14 protein-coding genes are annotated in these 22,904 nt (G+C 39.0%); 10 read left to right on the forward strand and 4 right to left on the reverse strand.

The features are described 5' to 3' along the window. Positions 1-44 precede the first annotated feature (44 nt). A complete protein-coding gene (locus ACO6S2_RS10595; protein ID WP_422358521.1) occupies positions 45-1,004 on the reverse strand; it encodes a transketolase family protein in 960 nt (319 codons plus the stop codon). 13 nt (positions 1,005-1,017) lie between these two features. Further along, positions 1,018-1,869, reverse strand: a complete 852-nt coding sequence (locus ACO6S2_RS10600; RefSeq protein ID WP_422358522.1) for a transketolase — start codon at positions 1,867-1,869, stop codon at positions 1,018-1,020. 197 nt (positions 1,870-2,066) lie between these two features. Between ACO6S2_RS10600 and ACO6S2_RS10605 the strand changes: the two genes are divergently transcribed. From ACO6S2_RS10605 to ACO6S2_RS10640, 8 genes are all read left to right on the forward strand, one after another. After that, positions 2,067-4,109: a carboxy terminal-processing peptidase gene (locus ACO6S2_RS10605; RefSeq protein WP_422358523.1), complete on the forward strand. Its 2,043-nt coding sequence runs from the start codon at positions 2,067-2,069 to the stop codon at positions 4,107-4,109. Between the two features lie 15 nt (positions 4,110-4,124). Further along, positions 4,125-4,931, forward strand: a complete 807-nt coding sequence (locus tag ACO6S2_RS10610) for an alpha/beta hydrolase (RefSeq protein WP_422358524.1) — start codon at positions 4,125-4,127, stop codon at positions 4,929-4,931. Positions 4,932-4,962: 31 nt separating this feature from the next. Next, positions 4,963-5,412, forward strand: coding sequence for a DUF302 domain-containing protein (locus ACO6S2_RS10615; protein WP_422358525.1), 450 nt, complete (start codon positions 4,963-4,965; stop codon positions 5,410-5,412). A 109-nt stretch (positions 5,413-5,521) separates the two neighbouring features. Then, the gene (gene holA / locus ACO6S2_RS10620) at positions 5,522-6,544 is read left to right on the forward strand and encodes a DNA polymerase III subunit delta (RefSeq protein ID WP_422358526.1); all 1,023 of its coding nucleotides are present in this window, start codon (positions 5,522-5,524) and stop codon (positions 6,542-6,544) included. A gap of 81 nt (positions 6,545-6,625) precedes the next feature. Further along, entirely contained in the window at positions 6,626-9,592 is a 2,967-nt protein-coding gene (locus ACO6S2_RS10625) for a tetratricopeptide repeat protein (protein ID WP_422358527.1), read from the forward strand. A 10-nt stretch (positions 9,593-9,602) separates the two neighbouring features. Next, the gene (locus ACO6S2_RS10630; protein WP_422358528.1) at positions 9,603-11,255 is read left to right on the forward strand and encodes a hypothetical protein; all 1,653 of its coding nucleotides are present in this window, start codon (positions 9,603-9,605) and stop codon (positions 11,253-11,255) included. A gap of 82 nt (positions 11,256-11,337) precedes the next feature. Continuing rightward, positions 11,338-11,877 carry a hypothetical protein gene (locus tag ACO6S2_RS10635; protein ID WP_422358529.1) on the forward strand — a complete coding sequence of 180 codons (540 nt, stop codon included), beginning with the start codon at positions 11,338-11,340 and terminating at the stop codon, positions 11,875-11,877. 219 nt (positions 11,878-12,096) lie between these two features. Further along, positions 12,097-15,228: a CHAT domain-containing protein gene (locus tag ACO6S2_RS10640; protein WP_422358530.1), complete on the forward strand. Its 3,132-nt coding sequence runs from the start codon at positions 12,097-12,099 to the stop codon at positions 15,226-15,228. Here the strand turns inward: ACO6S2_RS10640 and ACO6S2_RS10645 are convergent. Next, complete coding sequence (locus tag ACO6S2_RS10645; RefSeq protein ID WP_422358531.1) at positions 15,221-15,976, reverse strand: tetratricopeptide repeat protein; 756 nt, start codon at positions 15,974-15,976, stop codon at positions 15,221-15,223. The two genes, ACO6S2_RS10640 and ACO6S2_RS10645, sit on opposite strands and share 8 nt — an antisense overlap. Further along, positions 15,960-16,586, reverse strand: coding sequence for an RNA polymerase sigma factor (locus ACO6S2_RS10650; protein WP_422358532.1), 627 nt, complete (start codon positions 16,584-16,586; stop codon positions 15,960-15,962). Before ACO6S2_RS10650 ends, ACO6S2_RS10645 begins: the two co-directional genes overlap by 17 nt. Positions 16,587-17,121: 535 nt before the next feature. Here ACO6S2_RS10650 and ACO6S2_RS10655 point away from each other — a divergent pair. Beyond that, positions 17,122-20,238: a hypothetical protein gene (locus ACO6S2_RS10655; RefSeq protein WP_422358533.1), complete on the forward strand. Its 3,117-nt coding sequence runs from the start codon at positions 17,122-17,124 to the stop codon at positions 20,236-20,238. Between the two features lie 15 nt (positions 20,239-20,253). Next, positions 20,254-22,896: a DUF6443 domain-containing protein gene (locus ACO6S2_RS10660; RefSeq protein WP_422358534.1), complete on the forward strand. Its 2,643-nt coding sequence runs from the start codon at positions 20,254-20,256 to the stop codon at positions 22,894-22,896. The last annotated feature ends 8 nt before the right edge of the window (positions 22,897-22,904 follow it).

Here is a 22,904-nt window from a genome sequence, read left to right on the forward strand (position 1 = left end):
TTTAATACAATTCAGGCAGCTCCATGATTTTGTTATTGTTTGTCTTAAGCGTTCTTTCTTGCGATTGCTTTTTTAGCTGATTCCACAATGCTCTCTACACTCAATCCATATTTAGCCAGAAGCTCGACTGGTTTGCCACTTTCACCAAACGAATCGTTAACGCCAACGATTTCTAACGGCTTAGGTGTGTTTCTCGCTAGGAGAGAAGCAATGCTTTCTCCCAAGCCACCTGCTATTTGATGTTCTTCTGCAGAAACGGCACAACCTGTTTTTTCAACAGATTTCAACACAGCCTCATCATCCAATGGCTTAATCGTATGGATGTTAATGATTTCAGCAGAAATACCTTGTTCAGCTAAAATAGCTTCTGCTTCAATCGCCAACCATAGCATATGACCAGTAGCGAAAATGGATACATCTGAGCCCTCAACAAAGTTGATTGCTTTACCAATTTCGAATTTCTGATTCGGGTCAGTGAAGATTGGCCATGCCGGACGTCCGAATCTCAAATAAGCTGGTCCATGATGATCTACTAAAGCTAGTGTGGCTGCTTTAGTCTGATTGTAATCACAAGGATTGATAACAGTCATGTTTGGCAACATCTTCATCATTCCGATGTCTTCCAAAACCTGGTGAGTTGCTCCATCTTCACCCAAGGTTAATCCTGCGTGAGAAGCACATATTTTTACGTTCTTTTCAGAATAGGCAATCGACTGTCTGATTTGATCATAAACTCTACTTGTAGAGAAGTTGGCGAAAGTACCTGTAAAAGGGATTTTACCACCAATAGTCATGCCTGCAGCAATACCCATCATATTGGCTTCGGCAATACCTACCTGTACAAATCTTTCTGGGAACTCCTTTTTGAAGTCTCCCATTTTTAAAGAACCAATCAAGTCAGCACAAAGGGCAACTACATTTGGATTGTTTTTACCAGCTTCCAACAAACCGGCACCAAATCCTGATCTTGTATCTTTTTTTTCTGTGTATGTATATTTTGTCATCGTCAGTCAAGATTTAGTAATCACCTAAAGTTTCTTCCAATTGGGCTAAAGCCTTTTGCAAGTCTTCGTCATTTGGAGCAATACCATGCCATTTGTGAGTGCCTTCCATGAAGTCTACGCCAGCACCCATTTCTGTTTTCATGAGAATTAAGATTGGCTTTTCTTTCTTAGAGAGAGACTTGGCCAATTTAAGGTTGGAAACAATGTCTTCCATTTCGTTACCGTCGGCTTCTATAACTGTCCAGCCAAAGGCTTCCCACTTAGCTTTCAAGTCACCCATGTCGTTTACTTCAGACGTAGGGCCATCAATCTGCTGACCGTTGAAGTCAACTGCGGCAATGAGATTGTCAACCTTGTTACTGGCAGCGAACATGGCTGCTTCCCAGATTTGCCCCTCTTGCAATTCGCCGTCACCCATTAAAGTGAAGACGGTCGAGTCATCTCCGTTTATTTTTTTAGTTAATGCAGCTCCAATAGAAACAGACAAACCTTGTCCTAGAGACCCAGAGGCAATTCTAATACCTGGAAGTCCTTCTTCTGTAGCAGGGTGTCCTTGTAGACGGGTGTCTAGTTTCCTGAATGTAGCCAGCTCCTTCACATCAAAGTACCCGCTACGAGCCAAGACACTGTAAAACACAGGTGAGATGTGCCCGTTCGACAAGAAGAAGAGATCTTCATTATTGGCGTCAGGGTTGAAGCCTTTGTCGTGACTCATGATATGAAAATACAAAGCGACCAAATAGTCGGTACAGCCTAAAGAACCGCCCGGATGACCGGACTGAGCGCCATGGACCATACGTACGATGTCACGTCGGACTTGGCTTGCGATTGATTTTAATTTTTCTATGTCTGGATACTTATCCATGGGAAAGAGATTTTTGACGCGAAGATATAATAGAAAGCAGTGACATGCCAGATGAATTGAAAAGATATCCTAAGATTCTTGACAACTTGAATAACCACCTAAATAAAATGAAGACAAAATACACCCCAATGCTCCAAATTATCGTTGATATAATCCATATTTACCAATTACATGAGGTAAGAAAATAAGAATCTAATATGAATTTGAAGGAATTGAAGAAGTTATTTGTTGTAGGATTGTTGGGATTGATTGCCTTTTCATCGCAGGCATTTGTACTCAGGGATTCTGTTACAGTTTTAGAGCCAGCCGAAAAACATGTTACGGAGATTGAATTGACGATTGGGTTATTGGCAACAAATCATTATTTGAAAATTGATTTAAATGATTCTATATCTGCGGTCGTGTTTGACAATTTCTTATCCTCGTTGGATGATAATAGAACTTTTTTTTCGAAATCTGATATAGACTATTTCACGAAATACAAATACCAATTGGATGACGACCTGAAGGAACGAAATGTAGATGTGGCTTTTCAGATTTTTAGGATTTTCAGAGAGCGAGCCAACTTAAGAATAAATTACATCCAGACCCTGATTGACGGTGGGTTTGATTTTACCAAAGAAGAGTCAATCGAACTTTCGGATGAAGAATTACCCTGGGCAAGCACTGATGCGGAAATAAATGAACGTTGGAGAAAGCTTATTAAAAGCCAGGCTTTGAGTCTAAAGCTATCTGGAAAAGACGAAGCAGGAATAAAAGAAACCCTTGCTAATAGGTACGAACGGTACCGTAAAGGAATTAATCAGTACAACTCGGATGACGTCTTTCAGTTTTTCATGAATGCGGTGGCGGAAACCTACGATCCACACACCAATTACTTTTCACCTATTTCATCAGAGAATTTCAATATTAATATGAACCTTTCCCTAGAAGGAATTGGGGCTAGGTTGACACAAAGTATGGATTATACAGTGATCAATGAAGTGATTGCCGGAGGCCCAGCCTATAAGAGTAAACAATTGCACAAGGATGATAAGATCATTGGTGTAGCTCAGGGAGACGAAGATTATGTGGATGTAATCGGATGGAGATTACAAGACGTGGTACAATTGATCAGAGGACCAAAAGGTAGCAAAGTGAGGCTTCAATACTTGAAGCATGGAGAAGAGACGATTGTCAAAGAAGTAAGTATCATAAGGGAAAAAATTAATCTGGAGGATGAATCTGCAAAAGCGGAAATGATTCCAATTTCTAAAGGAAACAAAGTGTATAATCTGGGTGTCATCACGATACCAAGTTTTTATATGAATTTTGAAGATGCTAGAAATGGAGTGCCAGATTACCGCAGTGTGTCTAGGGATGTACAGAAATTGATTGAAGAGCTGCAAACACAAAATGTGGATGGAATTATGATTGATCTGAGATACAATGGAGGAGGTGCTTTGCCTGAGGCCATTAATCTTACTGGCTTGTTTATTGATCAAGGCCCTGTAGTTCAAGTGAAGCACAGCAATGGACGGATAAACGTGCAAAGAAACCGAAATGCCGGAGTTTTTTATGACGGGCCCTTGGCCGTGTTGGTTAATAGGTTTTCTGCTTCGGCTTCTGAGATTTTTAGTGCTGCTATCCAGGACTATCATCGAGGGATTGTCATAGGGGAAACCACTTTTGGTAAGGGAACAGTGCAGCAAATGGTAAGCTATAATGGTATGCTTCCAGATTTCACTGAAAGAATGGGAAATCTTAAGCTTACATTATCAAAATATTATAGAGTGTCAGGAAGTAGTACACAAAATATTGGTGTGACCCCGGATATAGAATTTCCGTCTGCGTTTGATGCAGAAGAGTTTGGAGAAAGTTCCAGACCCAATGCTTTGAAATGGGACCAAATAGTTTCTTCGTATTATCAGCCTACTCAGACCATCACTGATGAAATCATTGAGAACCTTAGGTCCTTATATAAGGAAGATTTGAAAGTAGATGTGGATTTGAAAAATATGCAAAAGGATATCGCGAAGATGAAGGCTAATCAGGAACGAAATGAGTTGTCATTGAATCTGGAAGAAAGAAAAGCCGAACAGGATAAAAATACTGAAGAAAGTGATCTGCAAAAAAAGCTTTCGGAATCAGCTGGAAAAATATATCAGGAGTACAGCACCTCTGAAGAAGATCAGAAGAAACTCAGAGAAGATCCGTATCTCAAAGAAGGATTGAGACTGTTGGCGGAGCTGGTCAAGTAAGGCAGATAATAGAAAATGAGTTCCACATCACTTGGAATTGGACTGGCAGTTGTATTTGCGATGTTGTTACTGTACAATTTGTTTTTCGTTCTGTTTTATGAAAACATCCTTTTTCAGGGAGATTCTCTGGATGAATCCTATGAATTCGATTTTCAGTTCCCGTATCAAGAGGTTTTAATAGATGTAGAAGATAAGGCGCGCTTGCATGGTCTGCTTCTGAAGGGAGATTCTTCTAAGGGACTCATTCTATATTTTCATGGTAATCGAGGGAATCTTGAAAGATGGGGTTTGATTGCTGACGACATCAGAAGCCAATATGATTATGATGTACTAGTAATGGACTATAGAGGCTATGGCAAGAGCAGGGGAGATCGTAGCGAGCAGGCTTTGTATCAAGACGCCACCGTTGTATATGATTATGCTAGAAAGGAATTAGAATATGATAATATAATCATCCATGGTAGATCGCTTGGTACGGCTATTTCTACTTATCTGGCTACCCAAAGATCAGTGGCTCATTTGATTCTAGAGACTCCCATGACCAACATTCGTGCAGTGATTCCGACGCTTGATTTTCTCTTAATTAAAAAATCCTGGTTGCAGTATGAATTCAATTCTTTGTCTAGAATAGATGCTGTTTCATGCCCTGTTACTATCCTACACGGCACAGAGGATCGCATTGTCCCCTATGAATTAGGGTATCAATTGTATTTGGATATAGATCAGTCTGAGAAAAAAATAATTACGATAAATCAGGGTAAGCACAATAATTTGGATACTTTTGACATATATCAGCAAGCTATGGAACGAATTTTGAAATAACGCCAAGGTGTTCCATTGGCTCTTGCTTAGAATGAACAAACGAATAATAGCACTTCTTTTTTTCTTGATCATCGGTTTTGCGCTGCAGGCTCAAGATGTAACAGTTTACAATAGTCCGCACGATTTGGATGATACCATTTCAAAACTTTACTTCAGTATTGACAAGAACGGGTTCTCCTATCTAAATACAGAAGAGTATAAGGCTAGCCCCCGTGGTTCTAATGGGGTGTATAAAGGTAGAATTCAGGTGATTAGCTTTGAAACCGATGAGGTAACTCGACTCGCTTCTTGTGAGCCTACTGTTATGCTAGATGTACCGTTCAAGATACTGGTCTGGCAGGATGAAGACGATACTTTTATTGCATTTACCAATGCCATGAATCTGAAACATAGATATATGATTCGCGACTGTGACGATATTATCCATGAAATAAACAAATCGCTGATTCGTATAGTAAATGATGCCATTCGGACCAATTAGATTTTTGACCCTTTCTACACACTTATCGGCAAAACAGAATGTGTAATTGCTGCACTTTCTGTGATTAATTTCATTTATTTGCCAAGTCAGAATTTAATCAAAAAGAAGCGTGGCCGTTACTTATCAGGACATCCTAAGTAATCTAAAGAATAATCAATATGCACCTGTGTATTTCTTGCAGGGAGAGGAGTCTTTTTTTATTGATGAGGTGATCAAGCATATCGAGAAGCATGCCATGGACGAAAGCCTGCGCAGCTTCAATCAGGTGGTGGTTTATGGTAAAGACGCCAATATTCCGGATATTCTGAATCATGCCAAGGGATTTCCAATGATGGCTGAGCGTAAGGTGATTATCATCAAGGAGGCACAAGAGATAGCCGGATTCAATAAAGAAGAAAATGAGAAAATGCTTCTTGGCTATTTAGAGAATCCTCAGCCTTCTACAGTACTGGTGTTTGGTTACAAATACAAGACACTTGACAAACGTAAAAAACTCGGAAAGGTAATAGATAAAAAGGCTGTGCTCATGACGGCTACAAAGTTCTATGACAACCAGATTCCGACTTGGGTTGAATCATTCGTGAAATCCAGAAATCGTCAGATTGATCAGAAAGCCTTACAATTGATTGTTGAGAATATTGGGAATAATCTTACCAGGATAGCCAATGAAATTGATAAAATGCTGATCAACATAGGTGACGAACCCAAGATCACTGCGGAGCATGTTTATAAGAATATTGGTATCAGCAAGGAATACAACGTTTTTGAGCTTCAGAAAGCTTTATCGTTTAGAAACGTGATGAAGGCTAACGAGATTATTCATTACTTTAAATCCGATCCTAAGTCGAATCCAATCATTCCGGTCATTGCGAATTTATTTTCGTTTTTCAATAAGTTATTGCTGTTGCATCACTCCAAAGACAAGTCAGAAAAACATTTGGCATCTTTATTGGGTGTTCATCCGTTTTTCGTAAAAGAATATACGATGGCAGCAAAAAATTATCCGTTGGCCAAGGTAGTTGCCAACGTAAAGCATTTGAAAATTGCAGACATGAAATCAAAAGGAATCGACTATCCGAGTCAACCCGAAGGTGAAATCTTGAAAGAGTTGATTTTCAACCTGATTCATTAATTTCATTGTTAAATTTTAATAGTTTCAACTATTAGACGTTATAGCTTAATCTATCTGTTAAAAGAATTAAAATATTCTATTTTGAATTCACTGAATCCCAAACGACTAGCATTCAGTCTGCTATTCTTCTTTTTTGTTTTATTGGGTTTGAGCGCAATAGCTCAGCCTATTCTGGATTTTCAGCAGCGATATAATCATGCCAAAGACCTGTACCAAAGAGGCGCTTACAAGGCCGCACGAGCTGAGTTTAGCAATACACTAATTGATCCATATTTAGCAGAGTCAAGCTATTTCTTAGCCTCTAGTGCAATCAGAGGGGGTCAGGCTGATGGAGAGCAATTGATGAATGAATTCGTGAGCCAATATCCGTTTCACGTTTTTGCGCAAAGTGCTTATTTAGACATTGCTGATTTTTACTATGGCAAAATGAAGTACGAAGAAGCCTTGTCTAACTTCGATAGATTCGAAGGACATTTGACCACTTCTAATCTATTTAAAAAGGGGTATTGTCAGTTTCATCTGGATAGATATGATGGGGCACTAGCTACATTCAAAAAGTTAGAAGGCAGCTACTCGACCGCTCAAAATGATGCTGCCTACTTTCAGGGTTATATCTACCACAGTCGTGGTGATTTCAATACTTCTTATGAATTTTTAAAAGAAGCTTTTGAATCAAAGGAGTATAGGAAGCCTGCCATGGAGCTGTACGCCAGTACACTTTATGAAAATGGCCAGTATCAGGAGTTAATTCGTTTGGTAGAGTCCGAACTATCACCCGTTGATAATGGAATAGTGCTCAATTTCTTGGCCGATTCTCAGTATGCACTTGAGAAATATAGATCTGCGGCAGGGAGCTACAAAGACTTATTCAAGTCTTATACAAAGCATAGGAATGAAAGAAACTATTTCAGAGCAGGGTATAGCAGTTTCAAAATTGAAAATAAAGATGATGCCATTCAGTATCTGAAAAGGTCAGCAGTGGCTGATGATAGCGTAGGTGCTTATGCTTCATATTACTTAGGCGTGATCTATACAGAACAAGAGAATTGGCATTTTGCTGTCAGCTCTTTTGAAAATACGGCCAAATACCCGACGGTTATTCGAGAAGATGCTTTGTTTCATCAAGCCCGCAGCTTAATGCAGTTACCTAATTACCAAGAGGCTATAGAGGTATTGAATACTTACACTTCTTCTTACTCTTCAGGAAGATTTTCTTCAGAGATCAAAGAAATGTTAAGTATCTGCTATGCACAGACGAACGATTATGACTTGGCTATTCAGCATATTGAAGAGTTGGATCGATTAACCCCAGAGTTGAAACATACTTATCAGCGAGTATCCTTCCTAAAAGGAGTTGCTTTATTTAACGATAAGAAATTCGACCTGGCTGCTGAGGTGTTTCAGAAGTCACTCATATACGATGAAGACGTTATCCTCAACCAGCAGACTTATTATTGGATGGGAGAAACTCTGACATTGATGGATCAAAATGACGTGGCGTTGCTTTATTATCAAGGCGTGCAACCTGACCCAAATATGATTGTGTATCTCAAGTCTTTGTATGGTAAGGCGTATGCATACTTTAATTTGAAAAATTACGAGAGCAGTGTTAAGGTGTTTCGGCAGTTCGAATCACAATATTCCAGTGAAGTCAATAGAAAGTATTTGGCAGACGCCTTACTTAGAATGGGGGATTGCTACTTTGCACTCAAAGAATATCAGCAAGGCATAGACTACTACATCAAAGCAGAGAAAGCTGGAAACAGGAATAAAGACCATATCTATTTTCAAATTGGTTTACTCAATCGGTACTTGGATAATCAAGGGGAGGCAAAGCAGCATTTTAATCGACTCATCAAGGAGTTGCCTGAGTCTTCAAAAGCAGATCATGCTTATTTTCAGATCGCTCAAATGGACTTTGAAGCTGGTAATAGCAAGCAGGCGGTAGAGTCTTATCGCATGTTCATGATGAAATATCCGTCTAGTGATTTCATCCCTTTTGCGTTGTTGAATCAGGCGGTTGCCTTTGACAACGAAGGACTAACCACATCGAGCATTTCGAATTACAGAGAAATCTTAGATAGGTTCCCAAGGCACCAAACAGCCAATAGTGCGCTGCTGGGCTTGCAGGATAAAAACACGGCCGGACAATTTGATGAGTTTGATGTATATCTAAAAAAATACAAGCAGGCAAACCCTAACAGTGAGGCACTGGAGAATATCGAATTCGAATCGGCCAGAGCGAATTATTACAATCAGCAATATGAATTGGCGATCAAGGGACTTGAGGATTTTGTTAAGGCTTATCCAAATAGCTCACTTATTACAGAAGCACAGTACCTGATTGGAGATGCGTACTATAGACAAGAACATTACGAAAAGGCCTCGGCAAGCTTTAAAAAACTGGAGGGGCTGGTTGATTTTTCAAAGCATGCGCGCGTACTTTATCGTTTGGCGACCATTGAAAGTCTCCTTGGGGATTTGGACAAATCGAATGCCTATTTCTACAAGTTGGCAACTGTTTCCAGATCCTCAAGAAATGTGATCAACGTACATACGGGACTGATGGAAAATTACTTTGCAGCCTCACAATTTGATTCGGCTATTTACTATGGCAATGCATTGCTCGACAACCCCAGAGCTGGTGTTTTGATTAGTGCCCAAGCCAATTTGATTATAGGAAAGTCCCAATACGAGCGCGAGAATTTAGAAGAGGCCTTGCAAAATTTCTTGCCACTGGTGAGTAATTCCCCAGATGAGAGAGGGGCAGAGGCTTATTATTACATCAGTAAAATATATTATGATCAAGCGAACTATGATCGGGCCTTAGAGAGCCTGTTTATTCTGACTGATAATTTCATGGCTTATGAAATTTGGCTAGGTAAAGCCTATCTGTTGATGGCTGATATATACATTGAAACGAATGAATTGTTTCAAGCCAAAGCCACACTGAATTCATTGATTGAGCATTCCTCATTGCCGGAAGTGACTGCCGTGGCCAAAAGCAAATTAGAACAGATTGAAGATTCCATTGACACAAACGAATAAGGTTAGAAATATGAAAATTGTGATCAAAAATATTGTCGTTGTTTTGGTGGTTCTTGTGACTGGTTCGTTCGCTCAGGCGCAGACTGATTATGAAGTGGATGGCGAAGTTCAGGATGCTGAAATACTAATCGAAAAAGAACGCAAAATAGAGCTCAACAAGGAAGTTAAGCTCTATGAGTTTATCAAATGGACACCGGAGCGAACAACTCCTGTTTCGAAGCCAAGTGAATTCAGATGGTATGTTTATGACGTGGCCAATGAGCCCATGCAGTTTGAGCCAGCCAAGGCGATGGCTGTGCAAAAAGGTCAAAATTATCAGCATTATGGAAAATTAGGTTTTGGTAATTATGCTTCACCGTTGCTGGATGTGAGTCTGACCTCTATGGATGACCCTAACAAAATGATTGGACTAAATGTAAAACATGAGTCCTTTGGTAAGGGAGAAGTGGATGATGAAAATAGCGCATCTGCCGCTTCGGAGATAAATCTGTACGGTGCACTGTTGAGAGAGCAAATAAAGTTGGAATCAGCGATAAACTATCGACTGGAGAACAACTACTATTATGGCTATCCTACCGGAACCGTAGTGGATCAAGATGACATCAGGCATAAGGGAAATTTCTTTAACCTGGATCTGTCGGCAGTGGGTACAGAAACAGAAGATTTATTCGCCTACAAAGCTGCGCTAAGCTTCAAGCACTATTCAGACAATTTTGAGGCCAAAGAGAATACACTGACGCTCGATCTAAATGGTAATTATGGCGATAATATTTATTTGGATGCGCAGATCAAATTTTCAGGATATAAGGACACGGGGATTGATGAATCCAGGGCTTACTTTAGATTAAATCCTTACTATAGACTTATGCTTGATGAATTGACATTGGATGTTGGTTTGTCGCTCAGTCTACAAAATGACGATTTGCCAGACATAAGTACATCTAAGGTTTTTCCTTTTGCCAAAGCCAGCTATGACTTGAGTTCCGATTATAATGTCTATGCGAAATTGGATGGGGGCTACACTTTCAATAGTCTGTATGACTTTGCTATGGACGTTGGTATCCTTAATCAATCGGTAGGAGTGGCTAACTCAGAGCGTTTGTTTGATTTATCTGGAGGAATTGTTGGCAATCCTATGGATCAGTTGAGTATAAGGGCAGAGGTTGGGTTTCAGTCCGTTAGATATTTACCCATATTGGTGAATAGTGCAACAGATCAATCAAGAATGGATATCACCTATGACATAGAAGAATCTAAAGTTTTTACTTTCAAAGGTGAAGCTCAGTACGAAATCAACGCAGAGCATCAGTTGTCTTTAGGAGTGAATTTATACGGTTACTCTTCGGACGGCTATGATCAAATCTATCATAGGCCTACTTCAGAGATATTATTGACTGGTGATCATCAGGTTGTCCCGAAACTGAGCGCCAAATGGAATTTCACCCTGATCAATGGGGTCGTTGGCCAAGATTTGTCATTGGCAGATACAGATGTAGCGTTGGATGCGATACCAAAACTTGATTTAGGTTTACATTATCAGCTTAAAGAGCAATGGGGAGTGTTTCTGTCAGGAGAAAATCTGATTAATAAAAACTACTCCAGGTATCTGTATTACCCTCAAAGAGGTATTCAGGTCAAGGTGGGGGCTACGTTTAGACTCTGATTTTCCCGGCTACTAAGCTGTTTTTATTTGACTTTTTTTCCTTTTTTTCACTATATTGGTTCATCAGCATCCAGGGAAAGTTATGAAAAAAGGTCTATTCACACTAGTGAACTGTGTTTTTGGGTTTATGCTATTAGCCCAAGACATCACTGACAACGGAAAAAACCTTCAAGGTTTGTGTCCTACCGAGAGTTGTATCTATATCACATTCACTTCTACTATTTATTTTCCATTCGCAGAGGACAAGCAGTGGGAGATTAGGAATATGGAAATAGCCACCAAGAAGAATGGTAATTTTCTAGCGACAGGTGACTTGTATATTCATGGGGTAGATACGGCAGCTGCCTTACAGCTCGAACTGGTTTTTATTTCAGAAGACGACAAAGAGCTATACAGATACCCAATTCCTGAGTTTGAGTTTTACAATGAGCCGGCTGGCGCAGAGCCCATTGTAGCCTCTGGTAAAATGGAGGCATCTATTGCTGCACAAGTGAGCTATGTCGATGTGGATATCAAGGGTAGCCGATTGATGCCTTACTATGAGGTAGACTCAGACTGCTACCATGCTTGCAAAGAACATAAACTCAAAGAAGCAATGAAAGCCTTTAAGAAGGCTAAATAATCAAGTTTATTAGCATTAACTAACTATTAACTTGTTTCTAATAAAGGCTGGATTAGTATCGTAATATCTTTCTGAGTCTGTTTTTTAATCTAAATAAGATAGGTGGAGACCCTAATGATTCAATTCCTTAAAATTATTTGATAAATGCTGAATTGAGATTGAGTTTTTATGCACATTTGAGCCGGAAATTAACTTTTGCTATTATTTTACCGCCAACAAATGAAGTTTACATCTGGTTTCATATTTTATCAATTTTTAGTTCTTGGCCTCTTTTCTATTAATGGAAAATGCTTTGCACAAGAAAAATTAAGTCGTCAAGATACACTTGTCGCTAATTCACTGTTTTTAGAGGGTGATTCTCTATTACTCTCTGGGAATTATGAGCGTAGCAATGAATTGTTTATTCAAGCGGCTGAACTTTATGGTAAATCAAATCAATGGAAACGAGTTGCTATATGTTATAATAATATAGCTGGTAACCTTTCTAAGCTTGGACAACTAGATCAGAGTAAAATATTTTCAAATAGAGTTGTCAATGAAGTCACGCAAAAGTATGGACAGCATCATCTCGAAAAAACTAAGGCTTATGCCAATCTTGGGTTTATTTATGCACTAAAAGGAGATGCAGATTTGGCACTCCAGTATTATGAAGATTCCGAAGATATAATACAAAGTTCACCTAATAACGAGCATCCATTTCTGATTAAGATTTATTCAGGTTATGCTCATGTATATTATATAAAGGGAAATTTGGATAAAAGTCTTGAAATGTTGTTGCTGGCCCTTGAGATAGGAAATCAAGTTTTAGAAAAAAATAGTCCTAAACTTGCATTTTTATATAATAACATCGGAGGTATATATGGTATTCGTGGAGATCAGAGAAAATCTCTTGAATTTCTTCAAATGGGGCTTGAAATTAATATTAAAAGATATGGTTCGAATCACCCGAAATTGATGAATACCTACGATAATTTGAGTCAATCTTATAGAAAAATGGGCCAGTACAAAAGGTCTTTAGAATATTCGAACAGGGCTTGTAGTCTTGCAGAAGAATACCTTCCCGAGAATCATGAAAAAATTGCCGATTTGTATTTATTTATAGGAAGCCAACTTATAGAAGTTGGACTAGTTGATTCGGCAAAGACGCTTACTTTTAAGGGAATCAAGATACTCGAAAGTAAAGAACAGATGTCAGTTTCGCTGATGCGCGCTTATGCCTATGCTGCATTGTTATATGATGAGACTGAAGAGTTTGATAAGTCGTATGAATATGGGGCTAAAGCGTTGAAAATACATAACGAACTAAATTTAGAAAATACAAGAAACGGTGATATTTACAACATGATGAGTAGAATATACAATCAGTTAGAGGATTTTGAAAACACAATTGTATATTCGAAAAAAGCCATTAAATCTTTAAGAAATAGTTATGGAAGTAAGAATATAGTACTTACTCAAGCCTATACCAATTTAGCTTATGCTTATGCTTCTTTACAAATGTTCGATAGTGCAAAAGTGGCGATGGATAGCGCAAAACTCTCAAACTCTTTGTTGTACAATGCTGGGTATTCAAACTATCAATTTAAGGATATAGGGGGTGAAATTGGTATTTATTTACTTCAATCCATTATTGAAGTAAAAGAGTATTTGGTTGATTCCAATGTAGAACATTTGGAAATAGCTGAAACGATTAATATCAAAGGGGATTCTATTATTTCTCATTTCATAAAAAATTCAACAAGGCATCTTGATGATAAATTGACGGTATCTAGAAAAATCAGACCATTTTATACAACGGCAATTACCACCTGTTTCAAAAAATACATGGAAACAGGGAAGGTTGAAAATTTGGAAAGAGCATTTTATTATTCTGAGAAGGCAAAAAACAACCTTTTGAGAGGATCCGTCCAATTAGGACAAATAGAAAAATTTTTCAATATACCTGATAGTATTTTGGAGAAGGAAGAAAGATTGCGGGTAGATATGGCTTATTTCGAGTCAGAACTAAACAAACATTCAAAGAATAAGGTTGACATTGACTCAGTCCATAGTGAATTAAAAAAAAAACTGTTTCAGTCAACAGATGCATTCTATGATTTGCAGGAGCGCATCAAGTCTAATTACAAGGACTATTTCAATTTTAGTAGAAAAGCCGAATTAAAGGACTTAGGTGATATTAAGAACGCCTTGGGTGATGACCAATCATTAGTCGAGTATTTTGTTGGAGATTCAATTATATACATTTTTTCTCTTGACAAGAATAACTTGTCAATTAAGGTTCAACCCAAGCCGGATAGCTTGAGTTTATTGGTGAAGGATTTTAAGGACGCCATTGTTTCATCAGATTTTAATACATATCGCGACAATGGACGAGAGTTATATGATCTTCTGATTGCACCCATATTGGATAAAACGAATGGAAACAGGCTTGTAATTATTCCTGATGGCCCTTTGTGGGAGGTTAATTTTGACCTCTTACTGTCTCAGGACAGTGGTGTCAAAGATTATAGATATCTTGATTATTTAATGAAAGACTTTGCTATCAGTTATATATATTCTGCAGACCTTCTAATTAAAGAGAAAAGTATTCCTAAGGAATTTGGAGGTGAGGTGTTGGCCTTTTCCTTTGGTAAGAAAAAAGAGCCGGGAAATGTGATGAATTTTCAAAAATACAGGAACAATTCAGAACCACTACCAGGTAGTGTCAATGAAATATTTCAGGTATCAAAATTAACAGATGGTCGGTATTATTATGGAGATTATGCCAGTGAAGAGGCCTTTAAAAAGAATGCTCAAAAATATTCAATTATTCATTTGGCTGTTCATGGTCTGGTAGATGATAAATTCCCAATGAATTCAGGGCTGCAGTTTATGCCTGGGTCTGACTCCATAGAGGATGGTTTTTTGCATGCCTATGAGTTATATAACTTATCTATTGGTGCGGATATGGCTGTTTTGAGTGCGTGTAACACAGGGGCTGGTAAATTGATAGAAGGGGAAGGTTTGATGAGTTTGGGACGAGCTTTTTCATATGCAGGATGCAAAAGTCTTGTTATGACTCAATGGCGAATTGCTGACGAAAGTAGCTCGTTGCTAATGGATAATTTTTACAAAGAACTTACTAAAGGGGAAACTAAGGATAAAGCCTTACAAAGAGCTAAAATACTATATCTTGAGCAAGCTGACGTGCCCGTGACAAACCCCATGTATTGGGGTGCTTTTGTAGTAGTGGGTGATGTAAGTTCAATTGAGCTCGCAAAGCTAAACGATCAAAAATATTTTTTATTGATTTGTGCTGTTGGTGTTGCTTTGCTAGTTCTTGTTTATAAGAGTAAACATTTATTTATTTAGTTTTTTGATGATTTTTCATCTTGTTTAAGAGCTCTTGGGCCTCTTTAAAATATAGTTGTTTCTGGTCAATTATGTCTGTTAAAACTTCCTTAGAGTCATTTATTTTTGCGCTTTTTAAATAACTCAAAGCCAGGTACCATTTAGCATGGGCTCGTATATCTTCTTCCGATGACTGCTCAGCAAGTTTAAAGAATTTAATGGCTTGATTTATATCATCTTGAGCAAGAAAGGAGTTGCCAATATATATAGCAAGATTATGATCTGATTCTTTTGAAAATTGCTCTAATAAATAAGGGAGAGCGTTCTGGTAATACCCTCTTTCATAGGCTTGGATAGCCTTTGATAAGTTGTCTTTTTGATTTAAATCTCGAAAGATGGGGTGTGCAGGATACTCTTCATAATATTCCATGAAGAGTGTTTGACTGATGTTGTCAGAATCATTATTTAATGCAAAAAGTGAGCAAAGGACAAGTGAAATTCCCGCTGCAATAAGACTGAGTTTTTTAATTTTTGTATTTTTTTCAATTTCTTTTTTCGAATGTTCAAATATTTCAAAAAGTTCTTTTTTTGTAAATGGCTGATAATTCTCTTTGATATCCTTAATTGTTATTAGGGCTAGTTCTAGCTGGTCTGAAAATTCGACCGATTGCTGTACCTTTTGATGAAAAAGATTTGTTTCCTCATCAGACAATGAATTATCTATATACTTTTCAATTAGTTCGATTTCGCTATCAGAAAGTGTCTTCATAATCCCTTAATTGAGTTTCATTCTGAATCAAATTAACCTGCTGAAGTAGTTTTTTGAAGCAGCGAGATTTGGTTGTTTTGGCCACATTTTTGTTGGCCAGTCCCATAATTTCTGCGATCTCAGTCATTGATTTATTTTTTACATAGAAATGACTGATGATTTCCTGACATTGCTTACCGAGCCTGTTCAGAGCCTCCATGCCAGTTTTAAGCTTTTCTTCTTTTTCAAATGAATCATTGTTCCTATCATAAAGTTCACTAACTATATCTTCTGAATGACTACTTTGAGCTTTTTCTTGATGATACTTTGCTAACCACATACGATAGCAGGTAGAAAAAAGATATGCCTTTACATTGGTTAGATATTTAACTTTTCCACTGATTATTTTTTCTCTAAAATTTAAAACGGAATCCATAAATAGATCTTCAGCATCAGCTTCCGAGCATCCAGTTTTATTTATTAGGGTCCCTATGCAATAGGAAGCATACTTATCAAAAATTACTTTAAGACAATTATTTTTCCCTAACAGCAAATCCTCCTTTATTAGTCTTAAATCATTGATTTTCAATTCTTTGTATATTATTGTAAGTGTATGATGAAGTTCTGTCAAAAATACTTCATCTAATCATGTTTACCTTTTTTACATTTTCTTATACCCTTCAAAAATATCTCTATTTTAATCAAATATGCAAATAGAATAGAAGGTGGGTAAGTCGCTTGTATGAAGATGAAATAATTTACTGATACTGAATCAGCAGGTGACCTAAAGAAGAATATTGTATAAGTTTTTTGAATTGAGAAAAAATTTAGTTTTGATAAAATGAATTTTGTATGTACACTTGCGGCAGCACACGAGAAAAATTCATTTTCAAAAACCTGACCTACTTTGAAATGAATTTTAACACTATTATAAACCGTTTAATCAACCAATGATAATCTTGGCTTTTTGAGTTCTCAGGAAGCCTTCTCAATTATAATGTACTGATTGGCTTTCTTCATTCCTTTCTATGGAACAGGTATGCCTATGAGCCTGTCTGCAAGATTATGTTGGCATAAAATATTCCTTTTGAATTCTCAAATGGAAAAATAAATATTGAAATACCTATTAGCTCTTGAAAGAAACTATAACAAAACAGTTGAAATCTATGAATTCAAATTTTTATCGGCTGGTGTTTATTTGTCTACTGACTGCACAATTGAACACGGTTGTCAACCTCACGCTCGCCCAGGAAGCCTCAAAGCAAATAACCAACTATGAAGGGTTTGTTAGCCCATCGATCAACTCCTCAAATGCAGCTCTAACTTCGGTAGGGAATAACGGAGCGGTTCGTTTGAGCATTCCCTTGACTTCCTTTAGTACGGATTTTTATACCATTCCTGTTTCACTGAGCTACTACTCCGGAGGAACTCTTGTGTCTCAGGAGTCTTCTCAGGTTGGGTTGAACTGGTCCTTACAGGCTGGTGGGATGATCAGTAGGGAAGTTCGTGATCAGGCGGATGATATTAACTCTCCCGTAGGCGTTAAAGAAAACCTGGATATGAACGATCCTATTGACAAGAGCTATGTGCAAGACGTAGCAGAGAATGAGACCAGGGACAGTGAACCTGATCTCTTTTCCTATCAATTTGCCGGGGGGCAGGGCACTTTTGTGTTGGATGCCACTGGTGCATTTGTACCATTGGAACACCGAAATTGGGAGATTTCTGTTTCAAACGATATGACTGTATTTACTGTCAAAACTGATGATGGTATGCTTTACAAGTTTGGAACTGTCGATGGTGAAAAAAACGAACAGGATGACTCATCGGTAACTACGGCCTGGTACCTGGTTAATGTGATTCACCCCACCGGACAGCAAATTGTTTTTACTTATGAAAAGCATACAATTTATAGCACGCAGAAAGGTTTTCAATACAAATTATCTTCCTTGAATAGTGCCCAACCCTGTGGGGCAGGTTTTAGTGAATCAAGTCAGCAAATTCAAGGAGAAACGGTAGAATATCAGACTCCTTTTGTGTCAACAATATCCAGCTACGGTTGGGGATCATGTTCGTTTGAATATGATACTTCGGGCGAGAATGTAAGGCTATCCGCTGTGTCCCGCTACGATTCGAATCAAAGTCTGATCAGTCAGTCAGTATTAGATTACTCGTCTGTAAACGGTCGTCATTTCCTTGATAAAGTTACTCATAAGGGCTCAGATGGTATAGAGGTTTCAAATTATGCGATGACCTACTATAATCCTTCAGGGCTACCTGCTTTTGACTCCTTTGCACAAGATCATTGGGGATATTATAACGGTGCCACAACGAACGATGACAATAATCAGTTTGTGCCTAAGAACAATGTGCTACTGGATGTTCCTACCACACTACATTTTGGTTTGGACGGGGCTGATCGTGAGGCCAATGCTCTACAAGCGCAAGTAGGGATGTTGGAATCAATTAAATATCCTTCAGGTAAAACCGTTTATTACGAATATGAAGGCCATGAAGTGGAGGATGTCATTAAAACAGCCGGAGCGCCGACCATACTCTCCAGAGGACTAACCGCCCCATCAGGAGCTGGAAGTAAAGACTATCAGTTTTTGTCCTATTATAATCAAACGATTACACTAAATATTGATGTTCAAGGTACACCCGGAGTTGGGTCATCTGGAACATTGAAAGTTTGGGATGAACTGTCTCAAAGCTATGTGCCTGGGCTATCCAACTATAATATTGAAGCAGATGGAGAGGTTTCGTTTAGTGGTGTTCAAGGGGTGTACTATAAGCTGGAATTAGTGGCCAATAGTACCAATAATGTTGCGGTAAGTTTTGATCAGAAAGAGCCTACCATTGTTGAATCCACTGGGACTGTTGCCATTGGTGGTGTGAGATTGAAAGTGGTTACGGCTCTGGATGGTTCATCCGGACGAGAATCATCGACCCGATATTATTACGGACCAAAAGAGTCGTATGCTGTTAGCTCTGGCGTGACTTATGAGAAATACCCTTATAGATCATATTATAGCAATACCACACTCACTCAGGAAGGAGAGGATTGTGAATACATTATCCTTAGTTCCCATTCCAGAAACTTGCTGCATAAAAGCGGCAATGAGGGAGTACAGTATGAGTATGTAACTGTTAGTAAAGGTGGAGATAATTTTGAAAACGGGGGTTATCAGATGCAATACAACATTGGTGCTCAAAGTGCTCCGGAAGTTGTTTCGGGTAATCCTATCCAAGATAGCCCATGGTCCAATGACAACTGGAACCGGGGACTTCTAAAATCCAGAGAAACATTTAAAAAAGAAGGGGAAAGCTGGAAGGTATTAGAACGTGTAACTACTCTATATGATTTAAAGGCAGAGCATAGCAAGACCATACCTGCGTATGTGATCCGAAAGAGATATGAGTCTCAAGACGATCCTGAATACCAGCGGTATGATGCCAGTGGATACAACTATCATGTGTATAAGCCAAAAGCCTATCAAGTGGTTACAGAAATGTATGACGAGAATGCCGATAACCCTATAGAAAGTACCACTCATTATCATTATGATAACTCAGAACATCCCTATCTCACGAGAGTAGAGACCTTGGATTCTGAAGGCAAGACCAAAAAAACAACTACTAAGTATCCGCAGGATTTTGCTTCGCCCGGTAGCTTGATTTCTACGATGGTAGGCGACAGATTTTTGAATGCTCCTATTGAAATCATTACGGAAGAAAACGGGACGGTAGTAAAAGCTGCAGCGGTCGCTTATGAATATGATACTGATTATAATTATTTCTCTGTCAAAGAAACCTTGCAGTTCGAAGTTGGATCTTCATTCACTGAATCTAACAACGGGGAGTCATTTCATTCCTCTTATCAGTGGCAAAGACGAGTATTAAAACGAGATGATCAGGGCCACACCCTAAGTGAAATATCACGCGCTGGAGTACCTACTACTTATATACGTGGTCATGGAGGCAAGTATGTGGTAGCCGCCATTGTGAATGCTACCTATGATGAGGTTATGAGTGCTCTTGGGCTCAATGCTAATCTCCGTTTGTCTGGCGAGCTTTCTGTCGAACAAAATACGACACTTAGAAATCAACTGTCCAATGCAAGAGTGAGTAGTTATACTTATCAAGAAGGTGTTGGGGTTACCTCAAGTCAGGATCCTAATGGCAGAGTGAGTTATCATACTTACGATCCTGCCGGAAGGTCCAAACACACCAAAGACCATAATGGTCATGTTCGATCAACCCAATCCTATTATATCAAATAAGCAATTCCAATAAAGATGAAATACTTAATATCCTTCCTTTTATTAGTTTTTTGTTTAGCCTCCGCTGAACGACTTTTAGCACAAGGCCCTCCCGCTGCTCCTCCGGCTGCTGGCGGTGGTACGCTCCCCCCTAACCCTGATACAGAGGTCTCTCAGACTCACGAATGTGGTTATACAGTATTGAAGGCAACGAGCACTCCGCCAGGTGGATATGCATGGTATTGGCAAACGAGTAGAGACGGAACAAGTACGACGCATTCTGCAAGTAATAATTCGCCCTATAATGCTACAAGTACCTCGGCCACTTATTATATCCGAACTTATTATTCGCCTAGTGAAACCTGGAGTGATGAGTATGAATCGCTTCGTGTTCAGGTGAACTCAGGGTTCAGGGTCAAACCAGCCAACCCTGTAATTACCGAGGACCGCCACTGTGGGTCAACGGCCTTATTAGCCGAAAACCCTTCGACTAGCATCACCTGGTACTGGCAAACCAGTGATTCACCTTCGAGTTATCAGGTTAATAATGACAGTAGTGTGCTTTCCAGAACAACGGCAGGTACGGTGTATCTAAGAGCTAAACACAATAGCAATGGATGTTGGTCAGATGGTACAACTTCAAAATATTACACGGTAAGAGAGATTCCCGAGTACCCACCAGCTCCTGTCGAAACTAATAATGGAGGTAATACGCTTCTGACAGCAGCTACACCTACGGATCCGAATGTAAGGTTTTACTGGCAAACCGAACCTGACGGTACCAGCCAGGCTAACGATGATAAAGAGTATACGGTCTATTCTGGTAATCAAGTATGGCTGAGAGCATTTAACAAACTGAGTTCGAATGAATGCTGGTCAGGTACCAGACTGGTAAATTATCAAATTCTCTATAGCCCTGCACCGCCTACTTATATTGGTTCTTCCGAATGTGGGAAAACTACATATAGGATGGATTTGGAGGAACTGAATTCAAGAGGAAATGAAGAGTGGTATTGGCAGACAGATGAATATGGTACAAGTCAGGACGACGATAGTCCGGAAAAGGTGATTACTCAAGTAGAAGGTAAACCCTCCCTGTATTTACGAGCCAAGAAAAGGAATCATAACATATGGTCAAGTACCACAGTGATTCACAGGTATATAAAAAAGAATCCATCTACACCATTAGCGAGTGATAAAGAGGCGTGTTTTGGTCAGGACGTGACGACACTAAGTGCTAGTAGTTCAGAAGAGGGAGTTACCTTGGAATGGTATAGATATCCGGGATCAGGATCTATAATTAAAACTGGTTCTACGCTTTCAATAAATGATATCTCCGAAAACGAAACCTATTATGTTGGAGGATATAAGGATAGTTGTCGATCTATAATTCGAAGAAAAGTAGAGGCCAAAATAGTAGAATACCCCGAACGTGAATTGAATTACAAGATACAGAAGATGAATGAGCTGCCTTGTACTGAATTGTACGTCATTAATTTGGAAGGCCAACAGGATAATCCTTATTACTTCTTAGGTGAAAATCCGAATGGAGAAGTTAAGACCTTTAATTCGCCAACCATCAGCTCATCAGGAACTTATTATTTTGCTCAAGGTAATGGAGCTGCTGATCCAGCCAATGCCTGTTTGTCTATACCCGTATCGGAAACATTTGATATGGGAGTCCCTCCTGATATGAAGACCGTCGTAGGAGGGGGACGTATTATGGATCACCCTTATTCTTATAATAAAATTCATGTGATCAATGCCTCAGAAGACACCTATTACCATATTTCTGATGGTAGCGGCCAGGTAGATGTATTTAAAGGAGATACCAGAAACGCTTCCGTTGACCTGGAAAATGGCAACTATTCTGTTCAGGCTTCCCATTACCTTAATAATTCACCGATTGAATGTTTAACTGACTTAGGAGAGGTAGAAATAACAGAAGGACATTTGACCCTTTCAACAAGGTCATACAATAGCGTAGAGACTTATCTTACTCCTACAGAAGAAGCTGATATCTCTTCCAGCCTGGATTCAGATGTGATCAAATCCACCACCTATAGAGACGATTATGGTCGCCCCATTCAGTCAATTGTGGAGAATGCTTCACCGGATGGGAGAGATATTATTCAGTCTCAGAGCTATGATGCTTTAGGACGTACCCCCAAGGTTTACTTGCCCTATGCAGCAGCATACAACGGAACCTATCACTCAGGAGCTTCTGCGTGGAATGATCAGGTTGAATTTTATACCACAGAGTCAGGTGTAGCCCATGATGCCCGACCTTACTCAGAAATGACCTTCGATGATTCACCCATGAATAGAGTGAAGACGATGACAGGTCCAGGGGAAGACTGGAAAGATAATGACCGAAAGGTTAGAAATGAACAACTAAATAACACGCTTTCAGACGATGTGATACACTGGGAGGTGATAGATGGTCAGATTGCCAATGTAGGCAGTTATGCACCCGGCTTACTTATTAAACAAGTTACATACACCGAAGACAACCAGACGAAGATTGTGTTCATCAACAAGTCAGGTCAGGCGATACTGAAAAGAGAGCAGGCACCTTCTATAGATGGCGGCTGGGCGGATACTTATTCAATCTACGACGAATACGGAAACGTTGTAGCTGTGATTCCTCCGAAAGCCTTAGAAAATTTAAATAAGTAATAGAAATA

The organism is Reichenbachiella sp. (assembly GCF_965233835.1).
In the GTDB taxonomy this organism is placed as follows: domain Bacteria; phylum Bacteroidota; class Bacteroidia; order Cytophagales; family Cyclobacteriaceae; genus Reichenbachiella.